At 70.8% G+C, this 16535-nt stretch carries 13 protein-coding genes; 8 read left to right on the top strand and 5 right to left on the bottom strand.

Going from position 1 to position 16535, the window contains the following annotated elements:
- Positions 1-31: 31 nt before the first annotated feature.
- Positions 32-319: a DUF6292 family protein gene (locus Acy02nite_RS02315; protein WP_203738063.1), complete on the bottom strand. Its 288-nt coding sequence runs from the start codon at positions 317-319 to the stop codon at positions 32-34.
- A gap of 191 nt (positions 320-510) precedes the next feature.
- Between Acy02nite_RS02315 and Acy02nite_RS02310 the strand changes: the two genes are divergently transcribed.
- Positions 511-1665, top strand: coding sequence for a glycosyltransferase family 4 protein (locus tag Acy02nite_RS02310; RefSeq protein ID WP_203738062.1), 1155 nt, complete (start codon positions 511-513; stop codon positions 1663-1665).
- Positions 1666-1795: 130 nt separating this feature from the next.
- The gene (gene mptB / locus Acy02nite_RS02305; RefSeq protein ID WP_203738061.1) at positions 1796-3436 is read left to right on the top strand and encodes a polyprenol phosphomannose-dependent alpha 1,6 mannosyltransferase MptB; all 1641 of its coding nucleotides are present in this window, start codon (positions 1796-1798) and stop codon (positions 3434-3436) included.
- On the opposite strand, the gene Acy02nite_RS02300 is transcribed toward mptB, so the two are convergent.
- Together Acy02nite_RS02300 and Acy02nite_RS02295 are read right to left on the bottom strand one after the other, a co-directional pair.
- A complete protein-coding gene (locus Acy02nite_RS02300; RefSeq protein WP_203738060.1) occupies positions 3334-3753 on the bottom strand; it encodes a TIGR03618 family F420-dependent PPOX class oxidoreductase in 420 nt (139 codons plus the stop codon). The two genes, mptB and Acy02nite_RS02300, sit on opposite strands and share 103 nt — an antisense overlap.
- Positions 3754-3811: 58 nt before the next feature.
- Positions 3812-5233, bottom strand: a complete 1422-nt coding sequence (locus Acy02nite_RS02295; protein WP_203738059.1) for a DUF2252 domain-containing protein — start codon at positions 5231-5233, stop codon at positions 3812-3814.
- 170 nt (positions 5234-5403) lie between these two features.
- Between Acy02nite_RS02295 and Acy02nite_RS02290 the strand changes: the two genes are divergently transcribed.
- The 5 genes from Acy02nite_RS02290 to mmsB all read left to right on the top strand — a co-directional run bounded on the left by Acy02nite_RS02290 (position 5404) and on the right by mmsB (position 12275).
- Complete coding sequence (locus Acy02nite_RS02290) at positions 5404-6387, top strand: LacI family DNA-binding transcriptional regulator (protein ID WP_203738119.1); 984 nt, start codon at positions 5404-5406, stop codon at positions 6385-6387.
- Positions 6388-6789: 402 nt separating this feature from the next.
- Positions 6790-8277: an L-arabinose isomerase gene (gene araA, locus Acy02nite_RS02285; RefSeq protein ID WP_203738058.1), complete on the top strand. Its 1488-nt coding sequence runs from the start codon at positions 6790-6792 to the stop codon at positions 8275-8277.
- Positions 8278-8303: 26 nt separating this feature from the next.
- Positions 8304-9428 (top strand): multiple monosaccharide ABC transporter substrate-binding protein, encoded by a 1125-nt coding sequence (gene chvE / locus Acy02nite_RS02280; protein WP_203738057.1) that lies wholly within the window; start codon positions 8304-8306, stop codon positions 9426-9428.
- A 67-nt stretch (positions 9429-9495) separates the two neighbouring features.
- The gene (mmsA, locus tag Acy02nite_RS02275) at positions 9496-11031 is read left to right on the top strand and encodes a multiple monosaccharide ABC transporter ATP-binding protein (protein WP_203738056.1); all 1536 of its coding nucleotides are present in this window, start codon (positions 9496-9498) and stop codon (positions 11029-11031) included.
- Positions 11028-12275, top strand: a complete 1248-nt coding sequence (mmsB, locus tag Acy02nite_RS02270) for a multiple monosaccharide ABC transporter permease (RefSeq protein ID WP_203738055.1) — start codon at positions 11028-11030, stop codon at positions 12273-12275. The genes mmsA and mmsB overlap by 4 nt, the downstream gene beginning before the upstream one ends.
- Positions 12276-12347: 72 nt before the next feature.
- Here mmsB and Acy02nite_RS02265 read toward each other — a convergent pair whose 3' ends face one another.
- Both Acy02nite_RS02265 and Acy02nite_RS02260 read right to left on the bottom strand, forming a co-directional pair.
- Entirely contained in the window at positions 12348-13535 is a 1188-nt protein-coding gene (locus Acy02nite_RS02265; RefSeq protein WP_203738054.1) for a DUF1501 domain-containing protein, read from the bottom strand.
- Positions 13536-13537: 2 nt separating this feature from the next.
- Positions 13538-15046, bottom strand: a complete 1509-nt coding sequence (locus tag Acy02nite_RS02260) for a DUF1800 domain-containing protein (protein WP_203738053.1) — start codon at positions 15044-15046, stop codon at positions 13538-13540.
- A 115-nt stretch (positions 15047-15161) separates the two neighbouring features.
- On the opposite strand from Acy02nite_RS02260, the gene Acy02nite_RS02255 reads away from it, so the two are divergent.
- Positions 15162-16211, top strand: a complete 1050-nt coding sequence (locus Acy02nite_RS02255; protein ID WP_203738052.1) for an ROK family protein — start codon at positions 15162-15164, stop codon at positions 16209-16211.
- The last annotated feature ends 324 nt before the right edge of the window (positions 16212-16535 follow it).

Raw genomic sequence — 16535 nt, 5'->3', positions numbered from 1 at the left:
CCCCGTCAACGCCGTTCTGTGCGACTTCCGCCTACCGGCAATCGAGGACCGCGGCCACCACCACTGACGGTTCCGCCGTCGCCGTCGCCGGCAGCGGACGGGACACCCGGCGTCCCGGTGAGGTGATCAGCAGCAGGTACCACCCGGTCTGCGCGGACCAGCCGAGCCCGGCCTGGTCGTAGTCCCACGTCACGGCGGACGGGCGGGCGCGGTCGAACGGGATCCAGCCCTCGTCGTCGTCGGCCCGCCAGTCCGCCACGGCCACGCCGGCGGCCTCCAGCGCCTCCGCGACGGCACGCAGGTACTCCCAGGGGGTCACCGTCCCAGATCATCACACCGCGGTGGTCCCGAACAGTCCGGGAGCGGACGCCGGACCGTGAGCGCCGGCCGGACCGCGTAGGGCCACGGGCAGGCAACGCAGAGACGAACATCAGTGATGTCAGCCACCTTTAAACCGCGCGTCACGGGAGCGTTGCCCGCCGGTCCAGGCCCGCCCGGTCCCCTGGGGGCATGCGCATCGCGCTGGTCACAGAGTCGTTCATGCCGGACGTCAACGGCGTAGCCCATTCGGTGGTACGGACCGCGGAGCACCTCGTCCGCACCGGCCACGAGCCGATCGTCATCGCGCCGGTGCCCGCACCGGGGCCGATGCCCCTCACGCTGCCGTACCCGGTCGTGCGGATCCCGTCGATCCCCATGCCCGGGTATCCGCAGATCCGCCTGGGCCTGCCGGTTCCCGCGGTGCGCGCGGCGATCCGGGCGCACCGGGCCGACGTCGTCCACCTGGCCAGCCCGTTCTTCCTGGGCGCGTGGGGCCGGAGCGCGGCGGCGTCGCTGGGGCTGCCCGCGGTGGCGGTCTTCCAGACGGACGTGGCGGCCTACGCCAGGGTCCGCAACCTCGGCGTTGCCGAGCAACTGTCCTGGCAGTGGATCCGGCGCCTGCACAACGGAGCTGCCCGCACCCTGGCGCCCTCCACGGGGTCGATGGAGGCGCTGCGGCGGCACGGCGTCGAGCGGGTGCACCTGTGGCGCCGCGGGGTCGACGACGTCCGCTTCCAGCCGGGCCGGCGCAGCGCCGGGGTCCGCCGGGCGCTCTGCCGCGACGGCGAGGTGCTGGCCGGGTTCGTCGGCCGGCTGGCCGTGGAGAAGGAGGTGGAGCTCCTGGCCGGGGTGTCGCGGCTGCCGAACGTGCGCCTGGTGATCGTCGGGAACGGGCCGGCCGAGGCGCAGCTGCGCAAGGCGCTCCCGCACGCGACGTTCCTCGGGGTGCGGCACGGCAGTCAGCTCGCCCGGATCTACGCGAGCCTTGACGTCTTCGCGCACACCGGCCCGTTCGAGACGTTCGGGCAGACGCTGCAGGAGGCGATGGCCAGCGGCGTCCCGGTGGTCGCGCCGGCCCAGGGCGGCCCGCGGGACCTGGTGCGGGACGGCCGGACCGGATTCCTGGTGCCGCCGCACGAGGAGGCCGGGTTCACCGACGCGGTGGCCCGGCTCGCCGCCGACCCGATGCTGCGCCGCCGGATGGGGGCGGCCGGACGTGCCGCGATCGGCGGGCGCAGCTGGGCGGCGGTCGGCGACGAGTTGCTCGACCACTATGCGCAGGTGCTGGGCGGGCCGCTCACCGCCGTACCGGAAATCAGGCGAGAGCGGGCCGAAGCTGCCTGAACCGGGGCAGATGGTCGTCCGCGGTGTCCGTCGCGACTTGCGGCACACCGCGGTTTGCGTTGTCATGACAGCCTGCAATCGCCGGCTGTGAACCCGGCCGGCGGCGCGCTGACGGGGGCATGAGGCCAGGATGAACATCGACCGAACGGGATCGGCCCATCGCCTGGTGGACGCCTCCCGTTTCCCCCGCCTCGGCCTTCTGCTCACCCGCTGCCGGGACCATCTGCCGGTGTTGAGTTCCCGGGCCCTGCGCTGGGCCGGTTTCGGTGGTGCGCTCCTGCTGTTCGTCGCGGGCCTGCTCGGTGGGGCGTTGCCGGCCAAGGGCAACCACAACCTCGTGGTCACCTCGCTGTGGCTGACCGGCACGGCCCTGATGGGGTACGCGTGGTGGACCGGCCGCGACCGCGATCACAGCCCGCGGTGGGTGCTCGTCACGATCGCGCTCTGGACGGCGCCGTTCCTGTTCCTGCCGCCGGTCGGCAGCCGGGACTTCTACTCCTACAGCTGCCAGGGCGAGTTGTACGCCAACGGCCTGAGCCCCTACTCGTCGACGGCGGAGTCGCTGCCCTGCACGTGGATCGGGGCGGTGCCGCCGATCTGGCGGGACACGATCACGCCGTACGGGCCGCTGTTCATCCTGCTCGCCGCCGCGATCGTCGCCGCCGGGCAGGCCCTGCCGCTCGCGCCGGGTCTGGTCGACGCGCTGCCCCCGCAGCTCGGCTCGCTGGTCCTGCCGCTGGTGCTGTTCCGCCTGGTCGCGCTCGCCGGGGTGCTCGGGATGGCGGCCGGCCTGCCGGTGCTGGCCCGGCGCTGCGGGGTGCCGCCGGCGCGGGCGCTGTGGCTGGCGCTGGCCGGCCCGCTGATCGGCGCGCATCTGATCGGCGGCCCGCACAACGACGCCGCGATGCTGGGCCTGCTCGTCGCCGGTCTGGCCGTGATCGTCCGCCACCCGAGGCACCCGGCCGCGATCGCCGTCGGTGGCGTGCTGCTCGGCGGGGCGGTGGCGGTGAAGGCGACCGCGCTGGTCACGATCCCGTTCGCCGTGCTGATCGTCGCCGCGGCGTACTCGCGCAGGGGGCGGGCCGACCTGCGCGGCCTGGTCATCGGCACGGCCGGGGTGCTCGGCACGGCCGCTGCCACGCTCGCCGGGATCACCGTGGCCGGCGGGCTGGACTACGGCTGGATCGCCGGCGTGCGGGACAGTGGCGAGCTGGTCCAGTTCAGCTCGATGCCGACAGCGGTCGGGATGACCATCACGTACGCCGGGCAGCTGTTCGACCCGGACTTCGACGCGGTGCCGGTGGTCCGCGCGATCGCCTACGGGGTGCTCGCCGTCGCGCTGGTGGCCATCTGGGTGCGGGCGCTGCGGGAGCGCACCGACCCGGCCCGGGTGGCGCTGGTCGGCGCGGCCGCGGCGGTCGTCGCCACCGTCGCCCTGGCCCCGGTGTTCCTGCCCTGGTACATGCTGTGGCCGCTGATCCTGCTGGCGGCGACCGGCCGGCGCACCAAGGTGGTCATGGTGCTCACCGTCGTGGCGTCGTTCTCGGTGCTGCCGGACGGCTCCGGCCTGGTCCGCTCGCTGAAGTTCCCGGGCGCGCCGCTGGTCACCCTCTACCTGATCTACCTGGCGGTGCGGTACGTGCGGCGGCGCTTCCGGGAACGCGAGCCTCAGACGGCGGCGGGGGAGGACGCCAGCGAGGCCGAGCCGAGCACGCGGGAGATGGCCACCTCGATGACGACCCGGGCCGGGTTGGGGCGCGGCGTCCGGTAACGGCCGGCGTAGATGCGCTCCGCCTCGGCGACCGACTCCGGGTCGTCCCGGATCACGGCGAGGCCCTCGACGGTGCTCCACCGCGGCCCGTCCACCTGGCAGACGGCGACCCGCTGCTGACCGTTGCGGACGTGCCGGACCTTCGCCGACCCGCCCGAGGCGATCACCCGCGCGATCCCGGCGATCGGGTCGAGGGTGGCGCCGACCGCCACCACGTGCGGGGAGCCGTCGGCACGCAGCGTGGTCAGGGTGCAGAGATGCCGCTCCGTCCAGAACTCCCGCAACGCCGCTGACTCCAGCGAAATGATGCCGCTCACGCAATCTCCAGTTCCTATCGGACACGCCCGGTTGCGTGATCCGTACGCGAAAATGATTTCAGGCGGCTTCGGCGGCAAGCTCACCACGGCGGACCGCGTCGACCAGGGCCGCGTGGTCCTTCTCGACCTGGTCGGCGTAGAGCCGCGCGAACCGGGCGAGGGAGTCGTCCAGCTTGTCGCTGCCCCCGCAGTACCCCGCGATGATCGACGCCCCACTCGTGCGGGCATGCGACTTGGCGAGCAGGTACCCGCAGATGCCGGCGTAGTCCGCGAGCGCGCCGGCGTTGATGTCCTCGACGACGATCGCGCCCTTCATGTCGCGGAACTGCCGCACGTAGTACTGGTGCTCGCCCGCCGTGGCCCAGCCCAGCAGCGGGTCGCTGACCGTCTGCAGGGCCTGCTGGTACTCCACGACCCGCTGCCCCTGGTGCCGGTGCCAGGCCAGCGCACCGTGCTGGTGTTTCGCGATGACCGAGCGGCGGGCCTGCTTGAGCTGCAGGAACACCACGTCCTCGGGATCCGAGCCCTCGCACAGCGCGACGTACGCCCGCAGACCCACCGACCCGACGCCGACCACCTTGTGCGCGACGTCGAGGATCCGGTACCCGCCGAGGATGCGCGCCCAGTGCGGCTTGAGCGTGTTGAGGTAACCGTCGAGCGCCCCGTCCAGCAGCTCCCGGTCGTCCGCCGAGGGACGGGTGATCACCGGTGGCTCCTCGACGAGCCGGCGGGTGCCGTCGCGCCGCTCGGTGAACCGGGGCAGCGCCCGGTCGCTGGTGCGCCGCCGGGCCCGCCGGGCGGCCCGCTCGATCTCGTCGCGGAAGCTGGCCTTGCTCGCGGCGCCGCGCATCGCGTCGACGTTGAGCTGCTCGAACGAGCGGGCCAGCAGCGGGCGGTCGGACAGGTGCGCGATCTGCTCCCGGTACTCCGCGACGCAGTGCTGGACCGCGTCGGCGCAGGCGCTCTCCCGGAAGCCGTTGACCCGGCCGGCCACGTAGACACTGGCCACCAGGCGGCGCAGGTCCCACTCCCACGGGCCGGGGTGCGCCTCGTCGAAGTCGTTGAGGTCGAAGACCAGCTCCCGTTCCGGGGAGGCGTAGAAGCCGAAGTTGCCGAGATGGGCGTCGCCGCAGATGACCGGGGTGATGCCGGTGTGCGGGAGGGCGGCGAAGTCGTCGGCCATGAGACCTGCGGTGCCGCGCAGGAACGTGTACGGGCTGGCGATCATCCGGCCGATCCGGACCGGGATCAGCCACGGCAGGCGGCCCTCGTGCGACGCCACGACCTGCCGCACCGGATCGATCCGGCCGGGGCCCGGACGCCAGTGCGCCATCTCCGAACGGGGGGACCGCTCGCGCAACGAGCGGCCGATCTCGTATCGTTCGGCGCGCGGCCGTGCGGGCCGGCGCAGGGAGGTGAAGCCCTCGTCGTCCGCGGAGCCGAGCTCGACGTGGCTGCTGACCGTGGGTGTCGCGTCCATCGCTGCCGAGAGTACGGGGCTTGCGGCAGCCCTCGCCGCGGGGCTCGCGGCGCGGGCATTGTTATCGATAACATTCCCACACGGGAGACGCGCGGCCTGCCGCTACGCTCCATCAGATCCGGACCTGGCGAGGTGCGCAAGTGGAGACCAAGGGATCCCGTTCCCCCGCGATGACGGACGTGGCACGACTGGCCGGGGTTTCCCACCAGACCGTCTCCCGCGTCCTCAACGACCATCCGAACGTCAAGGAGCAGACCCGCCTCCGCGTCCGCGCCGCCATCGCCGAGCTGAACTACCGGCCGAACCGGGCGGCCCGCGCCCTGGTCACCGGCCGTTCCCAGCTCATCGGGGTGGTCGCCCGCAACAGCATGCTCTACGGCCCGGCGTCGATGCTGACCGAGTTCGAGCAGGCCGCCGCCGACGCCGGTTTCGCGGTCAGCGTCGGCAGCGTCCGCGAGCTGGACCGCGACTCGATCTCCGCGGTCGTCGAGCGCCACCTGGACCAGCGGGTCGCCGGCCTGGTCGTGATCGCCCAGGTCGCCTCGGCCACCGAGGCGCTCGCCGAGATCCCGGCCGACGTGCCGGTGGTCTTCATCGACGGCGACCCGGCGGCCGGCCGGTCGCTGGTCACGGTGGACCAGGTGGCGGGTGCCCGGGCCGCGGTCCGGCACCTGCTGGAGGCCGGGCACGAGACCGTCTGGCACGTCTCCGGGCCGACCGAGTGGTTCGACTCGGCCGGGCGCATCCAGGGCTGGCGGCAGACCCTGCAGGAGGCCGGGCGGGAGGTGCCGCCGCTGCTGAGCGCCGACTGGTCGGCCGCCGAGGGGTATCGCGCCGGCCAGATGCTGGCCCGGATGCCCGAGGTGACCGCGATCTTCGCGGCCAACGACCACCTGGCCCTGGGCGTGCTGCGGGCGCTGCACGAGCGCGGCCGCCGGGTGCCGCACGACGTCAGCGTGGTCGGTTTCGACGACGTTCCCGAGGCGTCGTACTTCATCCCGCCGCTGACCACGGTGCGGCAGTCCTTCGGCGACGTGGCCCGGGCCGCGCTGACGCTCCTGCTGGGTCAGCTCAAGGACGAGACCGGGGCGGCGGAAACGGTGATCGTTCCGGCACAATTGGTGGTGCGTGAGAGCGTGGCACCGCCCGCCTGAGACCCTCCCAGGGCCCGGTTAAGCGGCCGTTACTTTGTTGTTGCCAAGAGCCGTTGACAGCCCAATTGTTAGCGATAACACTGGGTTTCTCCCCGCTGGGTGTGGCGCCTGCCACGATCCAGCTCCCCCCGTGGAGGTTAAGACCCATGTCCGTCGAGCCGATCATGGCCTCTGCCATCGGCGCCGGTCGCACGCTCCTGAGGCGTCGCCCGGTTGCTGTTGAGGTCCGGCGCGACGCAAGGGTGGGGCCTCTGGGGAGACTTCGCCGGGCCGCACAGCAAGCCGTGGGCGGCCAAGATATACGTCCGGCTCTTCGCCGAGCGTTCGGTGCTGCACGATTACAACCAGTGACGCCTGACCGGGTCCGCTGACAGCACCACCATCGACACCAAAGGAAACACCATGAAACCGCAGATCTGGTTTCTGACCGGCAGCCAGCACCTGTACGGGCCGGAGACGCTCCAGCAGGTCGCCGACCAGTCCGCTGAGATCCAGCGCACCCTGGCCGCCGGCCTCGGCGCCGAGCTGGTCGCCCGCCCGGTGCTGACCGACTCGGGCGCGATCAAGCAGGTGATGCTGGACGCGAACGCGAACCCCGACGTCATCGGTGTGATCGCGTGGATGCACACGTTCTCGCCGGCCAAGATGTGGATCTCCGGGCTGGACGCGCTGCGCAAGCCGCTGCTGCACCTGCACACGCAGCACAACACGTCGCTGCCGTGGGAGTCCATCGACATGGACTTCATGAACCTCAACCAGGCCGCGCACGGCGACCGGGAGTTCGGGTTCATCCAGGCGCGGCTCGGCGTGCCGCGCAAGACGGTCGCCGGGCACGTCTCCGACCCGTCGGTGGTCGCCCGGATCGACGGCTGGGCGAAGGCCGCGACCGGTCTGCAGCGCCTGCGCACCCTGCGGCTGGCCCGCTTCGGTGACAACATGCGCGACGTCGCGGTGACCGAGGGCGACAAGGTCGAGGCGGAGCTGCGCTTCGGTGTCTCCGTCAACACGTACGGGGTGAACGACCTGGTCGCCGTCGTCGACGCGGTCGACGAGAAGACGATCGACGACCTTGTCGGGGAGTACGCCGAGCTCTACGAGCTGGCCCCCGAGCTGGCGACGGGCGGCGAGCGGCACGACTCGCTGCGCTACGGCGCGCGGATCGAGGCCGGTCTGCGGCAGTTCCTCACCGAGGGCGACTTCGGGGCCTTCACCACGAACTTCGAGGACCTCGGCGGTCTGCGCCAGCTGCCCGGCCTGGCCGTGCAGCGCCTGATGGCCGACGGGTACGGCTTCGGTGGCGAGGGCGACTGGAAGACCTCCGCGCTGCTGGCCACCGTGAAGGCGATGGGTGCCGGCACCGGCCGCGGCACCTCGTTCATGGAGGACTACACCTACCACTTCGGGCCGGGCGAGCCGAAGATCCTCGGGGCGCACATGCTCGAGGTCTGCCCGACCATCGCCTCCTCGCGGCCCCGGGTGGAGATCCATCCGCTGGGCATCGGCGGGCGCGAAGACCCCGTGCGCCTGGTTTTCGACGCCACTCCCGGCTCCGGTGTCGTCGTCGGTCTCGCCGACCTCGGTGACCGGTTCCGCCTGGTGGCGAACGTGATCGAAGTAGTACCGCCGGACGAGCCGCTGCCGAACTTGCCAGTTGCCCGTGCGGTGTGGAAGCCTGCGCCGTCGCTGTCGACATCGGCCGAGTGCTGGCTCACCGCGGGAGGACCCCACCACACCGTCCTCACGCAGGCTGTCGGCGCGGAGGTCCTCCGGGACTTCGCGACGATGGCCCAGACCGAGCTCCTGCTCATCGATGACCGCACCACGACCGACGACTTCGCCGATCGAGTGCGGTGGAACCAGGCGTACCACCGCCTGGCCCGCCCCCTGTAACACCGCTCTCAAAGAGGAGAACCACCGTGAAATACACCCGGCTCATGGCGGCAGTCAGCGCCGCCACGCTGGTCACGACCATGGCCGCCTGTGGCTCCGCGGAGAAGACCACGGACAAGGAGGCGTCCAGCGGGAACAACTCCGGCGCGCTGGTCGGCATCACCATGCCGACCAAGTCGTCGGAGCGCTGGATCCACGACGGCGACAACCTCAAGTCGCAGCTCGAGGGCCTGGGCTACAAGGTCGACCTGCAGTACGCGGAGAACGACATCCCGACGCAGACCCAGCAGCTCGACAGCCAGATCACCAAGGGCGCCAAGCTCCTGATCATCGCGTCGATCGACGGCACCGCGCTCTCCAGCCAGCTGGACAACGCCAAGGCCGCGAACATCCCGGTCATCGCGTACGACCGGCTGATCCGTGGCAACGCGAACGTCGACTACTACACCACCTTCGACAACTTCAAGGTCGGTGTGCAGCAGGCCACCTCGCTGCTGACCGGTCTCGGCGTGCTCAAGGCCGACGGCAGCAAGGGCGACGGGAAGGGCCCGTTCAACGTCGAGCTGTTCGCCGGCTCGCCGGACGACAACAACGCGACGTTCTTCTTCAACGGCGCGATGAGCATCCTCGACCCGTACATCAAGGACGGCACGCTGGTCGTCAAGTCGGGCCAGAAGGACTTCAAGACGGTCGCGACGCTGCGCTGGGACCCGGAGACGGCCCAGAAGCGCATGGAGAACATCCTCACCTCGACCTACAAGGCCGGCGCCAAGGTCAACGGCGTTCTCTCCCCGTACGACGGCATCTCGATCGGCATCCTCTCCGCGCTGAAGTCGGCCGGTTACGGCACCGACGGCAAGTACCCGACCGTCACCGGCCAGGACGCCGAGCTCGCGTCGGTCAAGTCGATCATCAAGGGTGAGCAGTACTCCACCATCTACAAGGACACCCGTCAGCTGGCCAAGGTCACCGGCGAGATGGCCGACGCCATCCTGAAGGGCCAGACTCCGCAGACGAACAACACCACCGACTACGACAACGGCAAGAAGGTCGTCCCGGCCCAGCTGCTCCAGTCGGTCATCGTCGACAAGGACAACTACCAGAAGGTCATCGTCGACGGTGGTTACTACACCGCTGACCAGCTGAAGTGATTTGACTCCGCGCCCCGCCCGCCACCGCGGGCGGGGCGCGGGCTCATCGGCCCATAGGAGGGTCTTCATGACCGACACGATCCTGCGCATGAGCGGCATCACCAAGACGTTCCCGGGCGTCAAGGCGTTGCAGGACGTCGACATCGAGGTACGCAGGGGTGAGATCCACGCCATCTGCGGAGAGAACGGGGCCGGCAAGTCGACCCTGATGAAGGTGCTGTCGGGCGTCTACCCGCACGGCACCTACGAGGGCGCCATCGAGTTCGAGGGTCAGCCCTGCAACTTCTCCGGCATCCGCGACAGCGAGCACCGGGGCATCGTCATCATCCACCAGGAGCTGGCGCTCGCCTCGAACCTCTCGATCGCGGAGAACATCTTCCTCGGCAACGAGCGGAGCAAGCGCGGCTGGATCAACTGGAACGAGACGAACGCGGCGGCCGACGAGCTGCTGCGCCGCGTCGGTTTGGACGAGAAGGCTGTCACGCCGGTGGTCGAGCTCGGCGTCGGCAAGCAGCAGCTGGTGGAGATCGCGAAGGCGCTCTCCAAGGACGTGAAGCTGCTCATCCTCGACGAGCCGACGGCCGCGCTCAACGACGACGACTCGGCGCACCTGCTCAACCTGCTCCGAGGCCTGCGTGACGAGGGCATCACCTGCGTCATCATCTCGCACAAGCTCAACGAGGTGATGGGAATCTCGGATCGCGTCACCATCCTGCGCGACGGCCGGACCATCTGGACCAACGACATCGAGAACCTCACCGAGGACAAGATCATCTCGGGCATGGTGGGCCGCGACCTCGAGCACCGGTACCCGGAGCACGAGCCGACCATCGGCGACGAGGTCCTGCGGATCGAGGACTGGACGGTCTACAGCCCGACCCAGCCCGACCGGGCCCTGGTCCGCAAGGCGAACCTGACGCTGCGCCGCGGCGAGATCGTCGGGCTGGCCGGCCTGATGGGCGCGGGCCGCACCGAGCTCGCGATGAGCGTCTTCGGCCGCTCGTACGGGGTGAACATCTCCGGCCGCCTGATCAAGGACGGCAAGGAGATCCACGTACGGTCCGTGCGGGAGGCGATCGACCACGGCATCGCCTACGCCACCGAGGACCGCAAGCGGTACGGCCTGAACCTCATCGAGGACATCAAGCGCAACGTGTCCGCGGCCGGCCTGACCAAGCTCGCCAAGGGCGGCTGGGTCGACGGCAACGAGGAGTTCAAGGTTGCCAACGAGTTCCGCGACAGCATGAACATCAAGGCGCCGGACGTCGGGGCGATCGTGGGCAAGCTCTCCGGCGGCAACCAGCAGAAGGTCGTGCTCTCGAAGTGGATCTTCACTGACCCGGACATTCTCATCCTCGACGAGCCCACGCGGGGCATCGACGTCGGTGCGAAGTACGAGATCTACACGATCATCAACCGGCTCGCCGACGAGGGCAAGGCCGTCCTGGTCATCTCGTCCGAGCTCCCCGAGCTGCTCGGGATCTGCGACCGTATCTACACCCTCTCGGCGGGCCGGATCACCGGTGAGGTGCCGCGCGCCGGGGCTACTCAGGAGAGCCTCATGACTCTCATGACGAAGGAAGAACAGGAGGTGGCGCCGTGACCGTCGCACCCACCAATGCCGATCTGTCAGTCGACAAGGGACCGGCCGGTGCCCAGAACAAGGCGACGCGCAAGGTCAACTTCGACATCAGGTCGAGTGGCATCTACATCGCGCTGGCCCTGCTCGTGCTGGGTTTCACCGTGGCGACCGGTGGCGACCTGCTGGCGCCGCAGAACCTCAGCAACATCATCGTGCAGTACTCGTACATCCTGGTGCTCGCGATCGGCATGGTGCTGATCATCATCGCCGGCCACATCGACCTCTCGGTCGGCTCGGTCGTCGCCGCGACCGGCGCGTTCGCCGCCGTCATGATGGTCGACTGGCACCTGGCCTGGCCGCTCGCCGTGGTCATCACGCTGATCTTCGGCGCGGTCATCGGTGCCTGGCAGGGTTACTGGGTCGCCTACTTCGGCATCCCGGCCTTCATCGTCACCCTGGCGGGCATGCTGCTGTTCCGGGCGATCACCTACATGATCCTCGGTAACAAGGGCATCGGCCCGTTCCCGGACGAGATCCGCACCCTGGCCAACGGCTTCACCCCCGGTTTCCTGGGCAACATCGGGCTCGGCGGGCTCGGCGGCGCCGACCTGTTCAGCATCATCGTCGGTGTCCTCGTCGTGGTCGCCATGGTCTTCGTGCAGTGGCGTGCCCGCGCCGGTCGCGTCCGCTACCACCAGGCCGTCGACCCGATGTGGCTGTTCATCCTGAAGGTCGCCGGCCCGGCCGTGCTCGTCATGTTCCTGGTCGTGCAGCTCGCCCGGTTCCGCAACCTGCCGTGGGTGCTCGTGCTGCTGGCGATCCTGGTCGTCGGCTACACGTTCGTCACCAACCGGGCGGTCTTCGGCCGCCAGATCTACGCGGTCGGTGGCAACCTGCAGGCCGCGACGCTCTCCGGCGTCAAGGTCAAGTCGGTCGTGTTCTGGCTGTTCGTCAACATGGGCGTGCTGTCCGCGGTCGCCGGCATCATCTTCGCCGGCCGCCTGAACCTGGCCGGCCCCACCGCCGGTAACAGCTTCGAGCTGGACGCCATCGCGGCCGCCTTCATCGGTGGCGCCGCGGTCCAGGGCGGTGTCGGCAAGGTGGTCGGCGCGATCACCGGTGGCCTCATCATGGGTGTCATCAACAACGGCGCCGGCCTGCTCGGCTGGCAGACCGAGAAGGTCATGCTGGCGAAGGGCATCGTGCTGCTCGCCGCCGTCGCCTTCGACGTGTGGAGCAAGCGCCGCACCGCCGGCGCGAAGTAAGCGATCAACCCCTCGGAATACGGGGCCGCCACCTCACGTGGCGGTCCCGTATTGCTTTACCAGGCGTCTTCCTCACCGGGCCGTGGCCAGCCCGAACGAGGTCGGCTTGACGCCCGGGAAGACCGAGCCGAGCGCGCCGACGCCGCAGCGCTTCTGCAGCAGCTCGCCGATCACCGCGCGGTAGTCGCTGGTCGCGGCGAGATCCCCGGCCACCAGGGCGCCGGGGGACAGGCCGGGCCAGTTCGCGTACACCCGGCCGCCGCGGATCCCGCCACCGAGCAGCAGCATCGCGTTGCCGTGCCCGTGGTCGGCGCCGCGCGACGAGTTCTCCTGGACCCGGCGGCCGAACTCGCTGATCGTCAGCACCGTCACGTTCGCGGTCGCGTCCCCCAGATCCGTCATGAACGCGCCCAGCGCGGCGGCCAGATCGGCCAGCTCGTCGTACATCCGCTGGCCCTTGACCGCGGTGCCGAGGCCCTCGTGCATGTCCCAATCGCCGCAGTCGACGGCGGCCGTGACCAGGCCGGCCTTCGCCTTGATCAAGCGCGCGACGTCACGCAGGGCCTTGCCGAGCTCGGTGGCGGGGTAGGCGGCCGTCCCGTCGTACGGCGCATCCTTGATCTTCGCGACAGCGGCGAGCGCGCGATCGGCGGACCTCGCCGCCGGGTCGTCCCCATACATGGCACGCAGCGCGGCCGCCATCGGCCGCTTCCCGTCGCCGGCCAGCGTGAAGCCGTCGATGCCGGTCATCGCCACGTCGGCGGCCGGGCCCATCAGGATCCGCGAGGGCATCGCGTGTCCCAGCGACACCCCGGCCAGCGGGGCGGTGGCGCCGGTCAGGCCGAGCATGCGGTCCAGCCAGCCGCTGCGCAGCGAGGTGCCGGGCGCAGCGTTCTCCAGGGCCTCCATCGCGGCGAAGTGCGACCGGGTCGGGTTCGGCTGCCCGACCGCGTGCACGGCGGCCAGCTTCCCGCTCTTCCAGAGCGGAAGGAGCGGGCTCAGCGCCGGGTGCAGGCCGAAGCTCCCGTCACCGCCGATGACTTTCTCCTTCGGTACGGCGATGGCCGGCCGTGCCGCGTAGTAGCCGGGATCGCCGATCGGGACGATCGCGGAGAGGCCGTCGAAGCCGCCGCGCAGCGAGATCACGACCAGGGTGTCGCCGGACCAGCTCTCCGCGGCGAAGGCCGTCCGCGTGCTCAGCGTGGTCCCGGCGAGCCCTGCCAGCGCTCCGCCGAGCAGTGTGCGACGGGAAGTTCTCATGGTCACCTCAGCTGGAAGGACGGCGCGTCGAGGACGAGCGCGATCAGGTACGGGGCGTGGCCGGCGAGATGCTTGTCGCCGGTCTCGAGGGGAGAGTTCGGCACCTTCTTCGCGACGCTGAGCACGGCCTCGGTGTGCGCGGCCGGCAGCTTGGTCCCGATCAGCCGGACCGCGAGGGCGTCGACCAGGCCGCCGTACGTCGCCGGCAGCACCGGCACCAGCGATCGCAGCAGGTCGGCGGGGCGGGTCAGCTGCTTCGGATACCAGCCCGCGGCCAGGTTCAGGTGCAGGTTGCAGCGCATCAGGAACCCCGACGGTGACGCCCAGATCGCGGCGGCGTCCGGGAAGCCGTTCGGCGGCGCCCACCGGAACGGGGCGTTCCCGGCCTGCACGAGCGTGTCGTAGAGCGCGTCCAGGCCCTGCACGCCGTCCTTGTCGGGGCCCAGGCCCAGAGCGCGTACGGCGGCGACCAGATCCTCGAACGGCGTGCGCGTCTTCTGCCCGGCGGAGGCGGCGAACTCGGCCGAGGTGAACAGCGCCCGCAGGACCGGGGTGATCGCGGTGCCGCTGTCCAGGTAGACCTTCGCGAGACGGGTGACCAGGGCGGCCGGGGGCTCGTCGGCGACGAACCGGACACAGAGCTTGCGGGCGATCGTCCGGGCCGTGTCCGGGTGCTTCGCCAGGTGGTCCAGGAACGCGAGGGCGGCGGACTCACCGTCGGCGTGATCGTTGGCGTGCCGGAAACCGAGGATGTCGACCCGGCCGGTGGCGTGCTTCGACGCGTCGTAGACGTACCCGCCGGCCTTGCTCACCGTCATGCCGGTCAGCAGCCGCGCCGCGTCCTGCACGTCGGACTCGTCGTAGACCAGGCCGACCGTGTGCAGCTCCATCAGCTCGCGGGCGTAGTTCTCGTTCGGGTGCGCCTTCGTCGACGAGCGCTGGTCCAGGTACGTGAGCATGGCGGGGTGCCGCGCGGCGGCGCGGAGCATGTCGGCGAAGCGGCCGAACGTGTGCTTGCGGATCACCTGGGCGTCGTAGTCGCTCCGGGTGTCCCAGATGCCGCCCGACGGCGCCGCGACGTGCAGGTGGTTGGCCCAGAACGCGGCGACCGTCTCGAAGAGCTGACGCTCGCTCCAGGCGGCCCGGGCGACGGCGGCCAGGCCGAGCTGGCGGAACGCCTCGTAGGAGTCCTTGGGCAGCGCGGCGCGGACCGCGGCTGGGGAGGCGCCGGCCAGCGGGAGACGCTCGAGCAGCTCGTCACAGGCGGCGTCGTCGATCCGGGCCGGGTCGAGCTGGCGGTCCAGCCAGGCCTGCGCGCCCAGCTTGCGGAACTCGGCCAGGGACCGCGGGGTCGCCCCGAAGGTGGCGCGGCGCAGCAGGTGCGCGGGGTCGCCCGCGGCAGCCGGTGCGGCCTGCGCGGCGGCCGGTGCGGCCTGCGCCGGCGCTTCCATGATCAACCCGGCGGTCACGGCGGCGGTTCCGGCGAGGAGAGTACGTCGGGTGAGCGTCATGCGATTCCCTTCGACGACTCTGTCAAACGTCGTCGGGACCGCAACCGTGACTAACGCGTCCGCAATCCGGGCGCACCCGTGACCGGACACACATGCCGGACGTAGGCTTCCGTTCGTGGATCAGGCTGAAGCGGTACGGACCCCGTCGTCCTGGGTTGTCGTCGGTCTCGACAACGGGGGGACATGCAACAACGCCACCGTTCTCGACGCGACCGGGCAGTTCCTGGTGAACAACCTGGTGGAGAACCCGTCCCGGGTCCTCGACGGGCCCGAGTCGGCCGTCGAGTCCCTGGCCGAGGCGTTCACCGGCATCCTCGAGCTGACCAGCACGCCGAAGTCCCTGGTCCGCGCGGTCGGCCTGGACACCCCCGGCCCGGCCAGCGCCAACGGCGTGATCTCGTCCAAGGGCGCGACCAACTTCAACCAGGTCTCCTGGCACGGCTTCGACATCCGGGGCGCCCTCGAGGCACGGCTGGGCCTGCCGGTGATCTACAACAACGACGCCAACGCCGCCGCGCTCTACGCCCACCACCGGCACTTCGGCGCCGCCGCGCTGGAGACGTCATCGGTGGCCGCGATCGTCGGCACCGGCCTCGGCGGGGGCGTCGTCGAGAACGGGCGGGTCGTCAAGGGCACCGCCGGGATGGCGGGCGAGCTCGGTCACGTGCAGATCCCGCTGCACGGCGTCCTGGAGGACGATCAGCCCGTGCCGGCCTGCAACTGCGGCTTCGACGGCGACGTCGAGGCGATCGCGTCGCTGACCGGGATCAAGAACAACCTCCTGCCGTACTGGCTGAAGCGTTTCCCGGATCACCCGCTCGCCGCCGAGCCGATCGGCAGGGCGGCAAAACTGCTCCGGGGGTACGGGGAGAAGGAGGACCCGCTCGCGATGGCGGTCTTCGGGCAGCAGGCGCGGGCGATCGGCAAGCTGTTCACGATCGCGGCCAACTTCACCGACCCGGCGGCGTACTTCCTGGGTGGTGGCGTCGTCGAGGCGGCCCCGCACTTCCGCCAGTGGTTCCTCAACACCGTCCGGGAGCACACGCAGCTGCGCGACGAGCAGGCCAAGGCGGCCACGTTCGCCCTGGTCGCGGACCTGGACATGGCCGGCGCCCGTGGCGCCGCGGTCGCCGCCCTCGACGCCGTCTCCGCTCCCACCCGCTGACCCGTCCGCGACGCCGTCCCCGCATCAGCAGCCGCCCCGCCTCGCCCTTCCGCAGTTCGCGACCGGTCCCGGCCGATCAGGTCCGCGACCGGTCGCGTGGGGATGGGGTTCGCGACCTGTCCCGGGGCGGTGTCGCTGCGCGGGTTGCGGTTCCGGCTGGTTCTCATGGGCGTTATGAGGCACGAATAACGCCCATGAGAACCAGCCGGAAGGGTGAGCCGCGCCGCGAGCCCGGCCCGGCGCGAACCTCGCGGGGGTTCACGCGCCGGGCGGTCGCGCGGACGGGGCCGTTGCGCGGGTTTGTTGTGCTCTGACCGTGCCCCG

It is taken from the genome of Actinoplanes cyaneus, assembly GCF_016862095.1.
Classification (GTDB): Bacteria; Actinomycetota; Actinomycetes; order Mycobacteriales; family Micromonosporaceae; genus Actinoplanes; species Actinoplanes cyaneus.
The sequence above is the reverse complement of the archived record's forward strand: the minus strand, read 5'-3'. Positions and strand labels throughout refer to the sequence as shown.

What these genes read in the sequence shown, in the direction of transcription:
- Acy02nite_RS02310 (WP_203738062.1), top strand. Translation starts at nt 511, where the DNA reads ATGCGCATCGCGCTGGTCACAGAGTCGTTCATGCCGGACGTCAACGGC.
- mptB (WP_203738061.1), top strand. Translation starts at nt 1,796, where the DNA reads ATGAACATCGACCGAACGGGATCGGCCCATCGCCTGGTGGACGCCTCC.
- Acy02nite_RS02295 (WP_203738059.1), bottom strand. Translation starts at nt 5,233, where the DNA reads ATGGACGCGACACCCACGGTCAGCAGCCACGTCGAGCTCGGCTCCGCG.
- Acy02nite_RS02290 (WP_203738119.1), top strand. Translation starts at nt 5,404, where the DNA reads ATGACGGACGTGGCACGACTGGCCGGGGTTTCCCACCAGACCGTCTCC.
- araA (WP_203738058.1), top strand. Translation starts at nt 6,790, where the DNA reads ATGAAACCGCAGATCTGGTTTCTGACCGGCAGCCAGCACCTGTACGGG.
- mmsA (WP_203738056.1), top strand. Translation starts at nt 9,496, where the DNA reads ATGACCGACACGATCCTGCGCATGAGCGGCATCACCAAGACGTTCCCG.
- Acy02nite_RS02265 (WP_203738054.1), bottom strand. Translation starts at nt 13,535, where the DNA reads ATGAGAACTTCCCGTCGCACACTGCTCGGCGGAGCGCTGGCAGGGCTC.
- Acy02nite_RS02260 (WP_203738053.1), bottom strand. Translation starts at nt 15,046, where the DNA reads ATGACGCTCACCCGACGTACTCTCCTCGCCGGAACCGCCGCCGTGACC.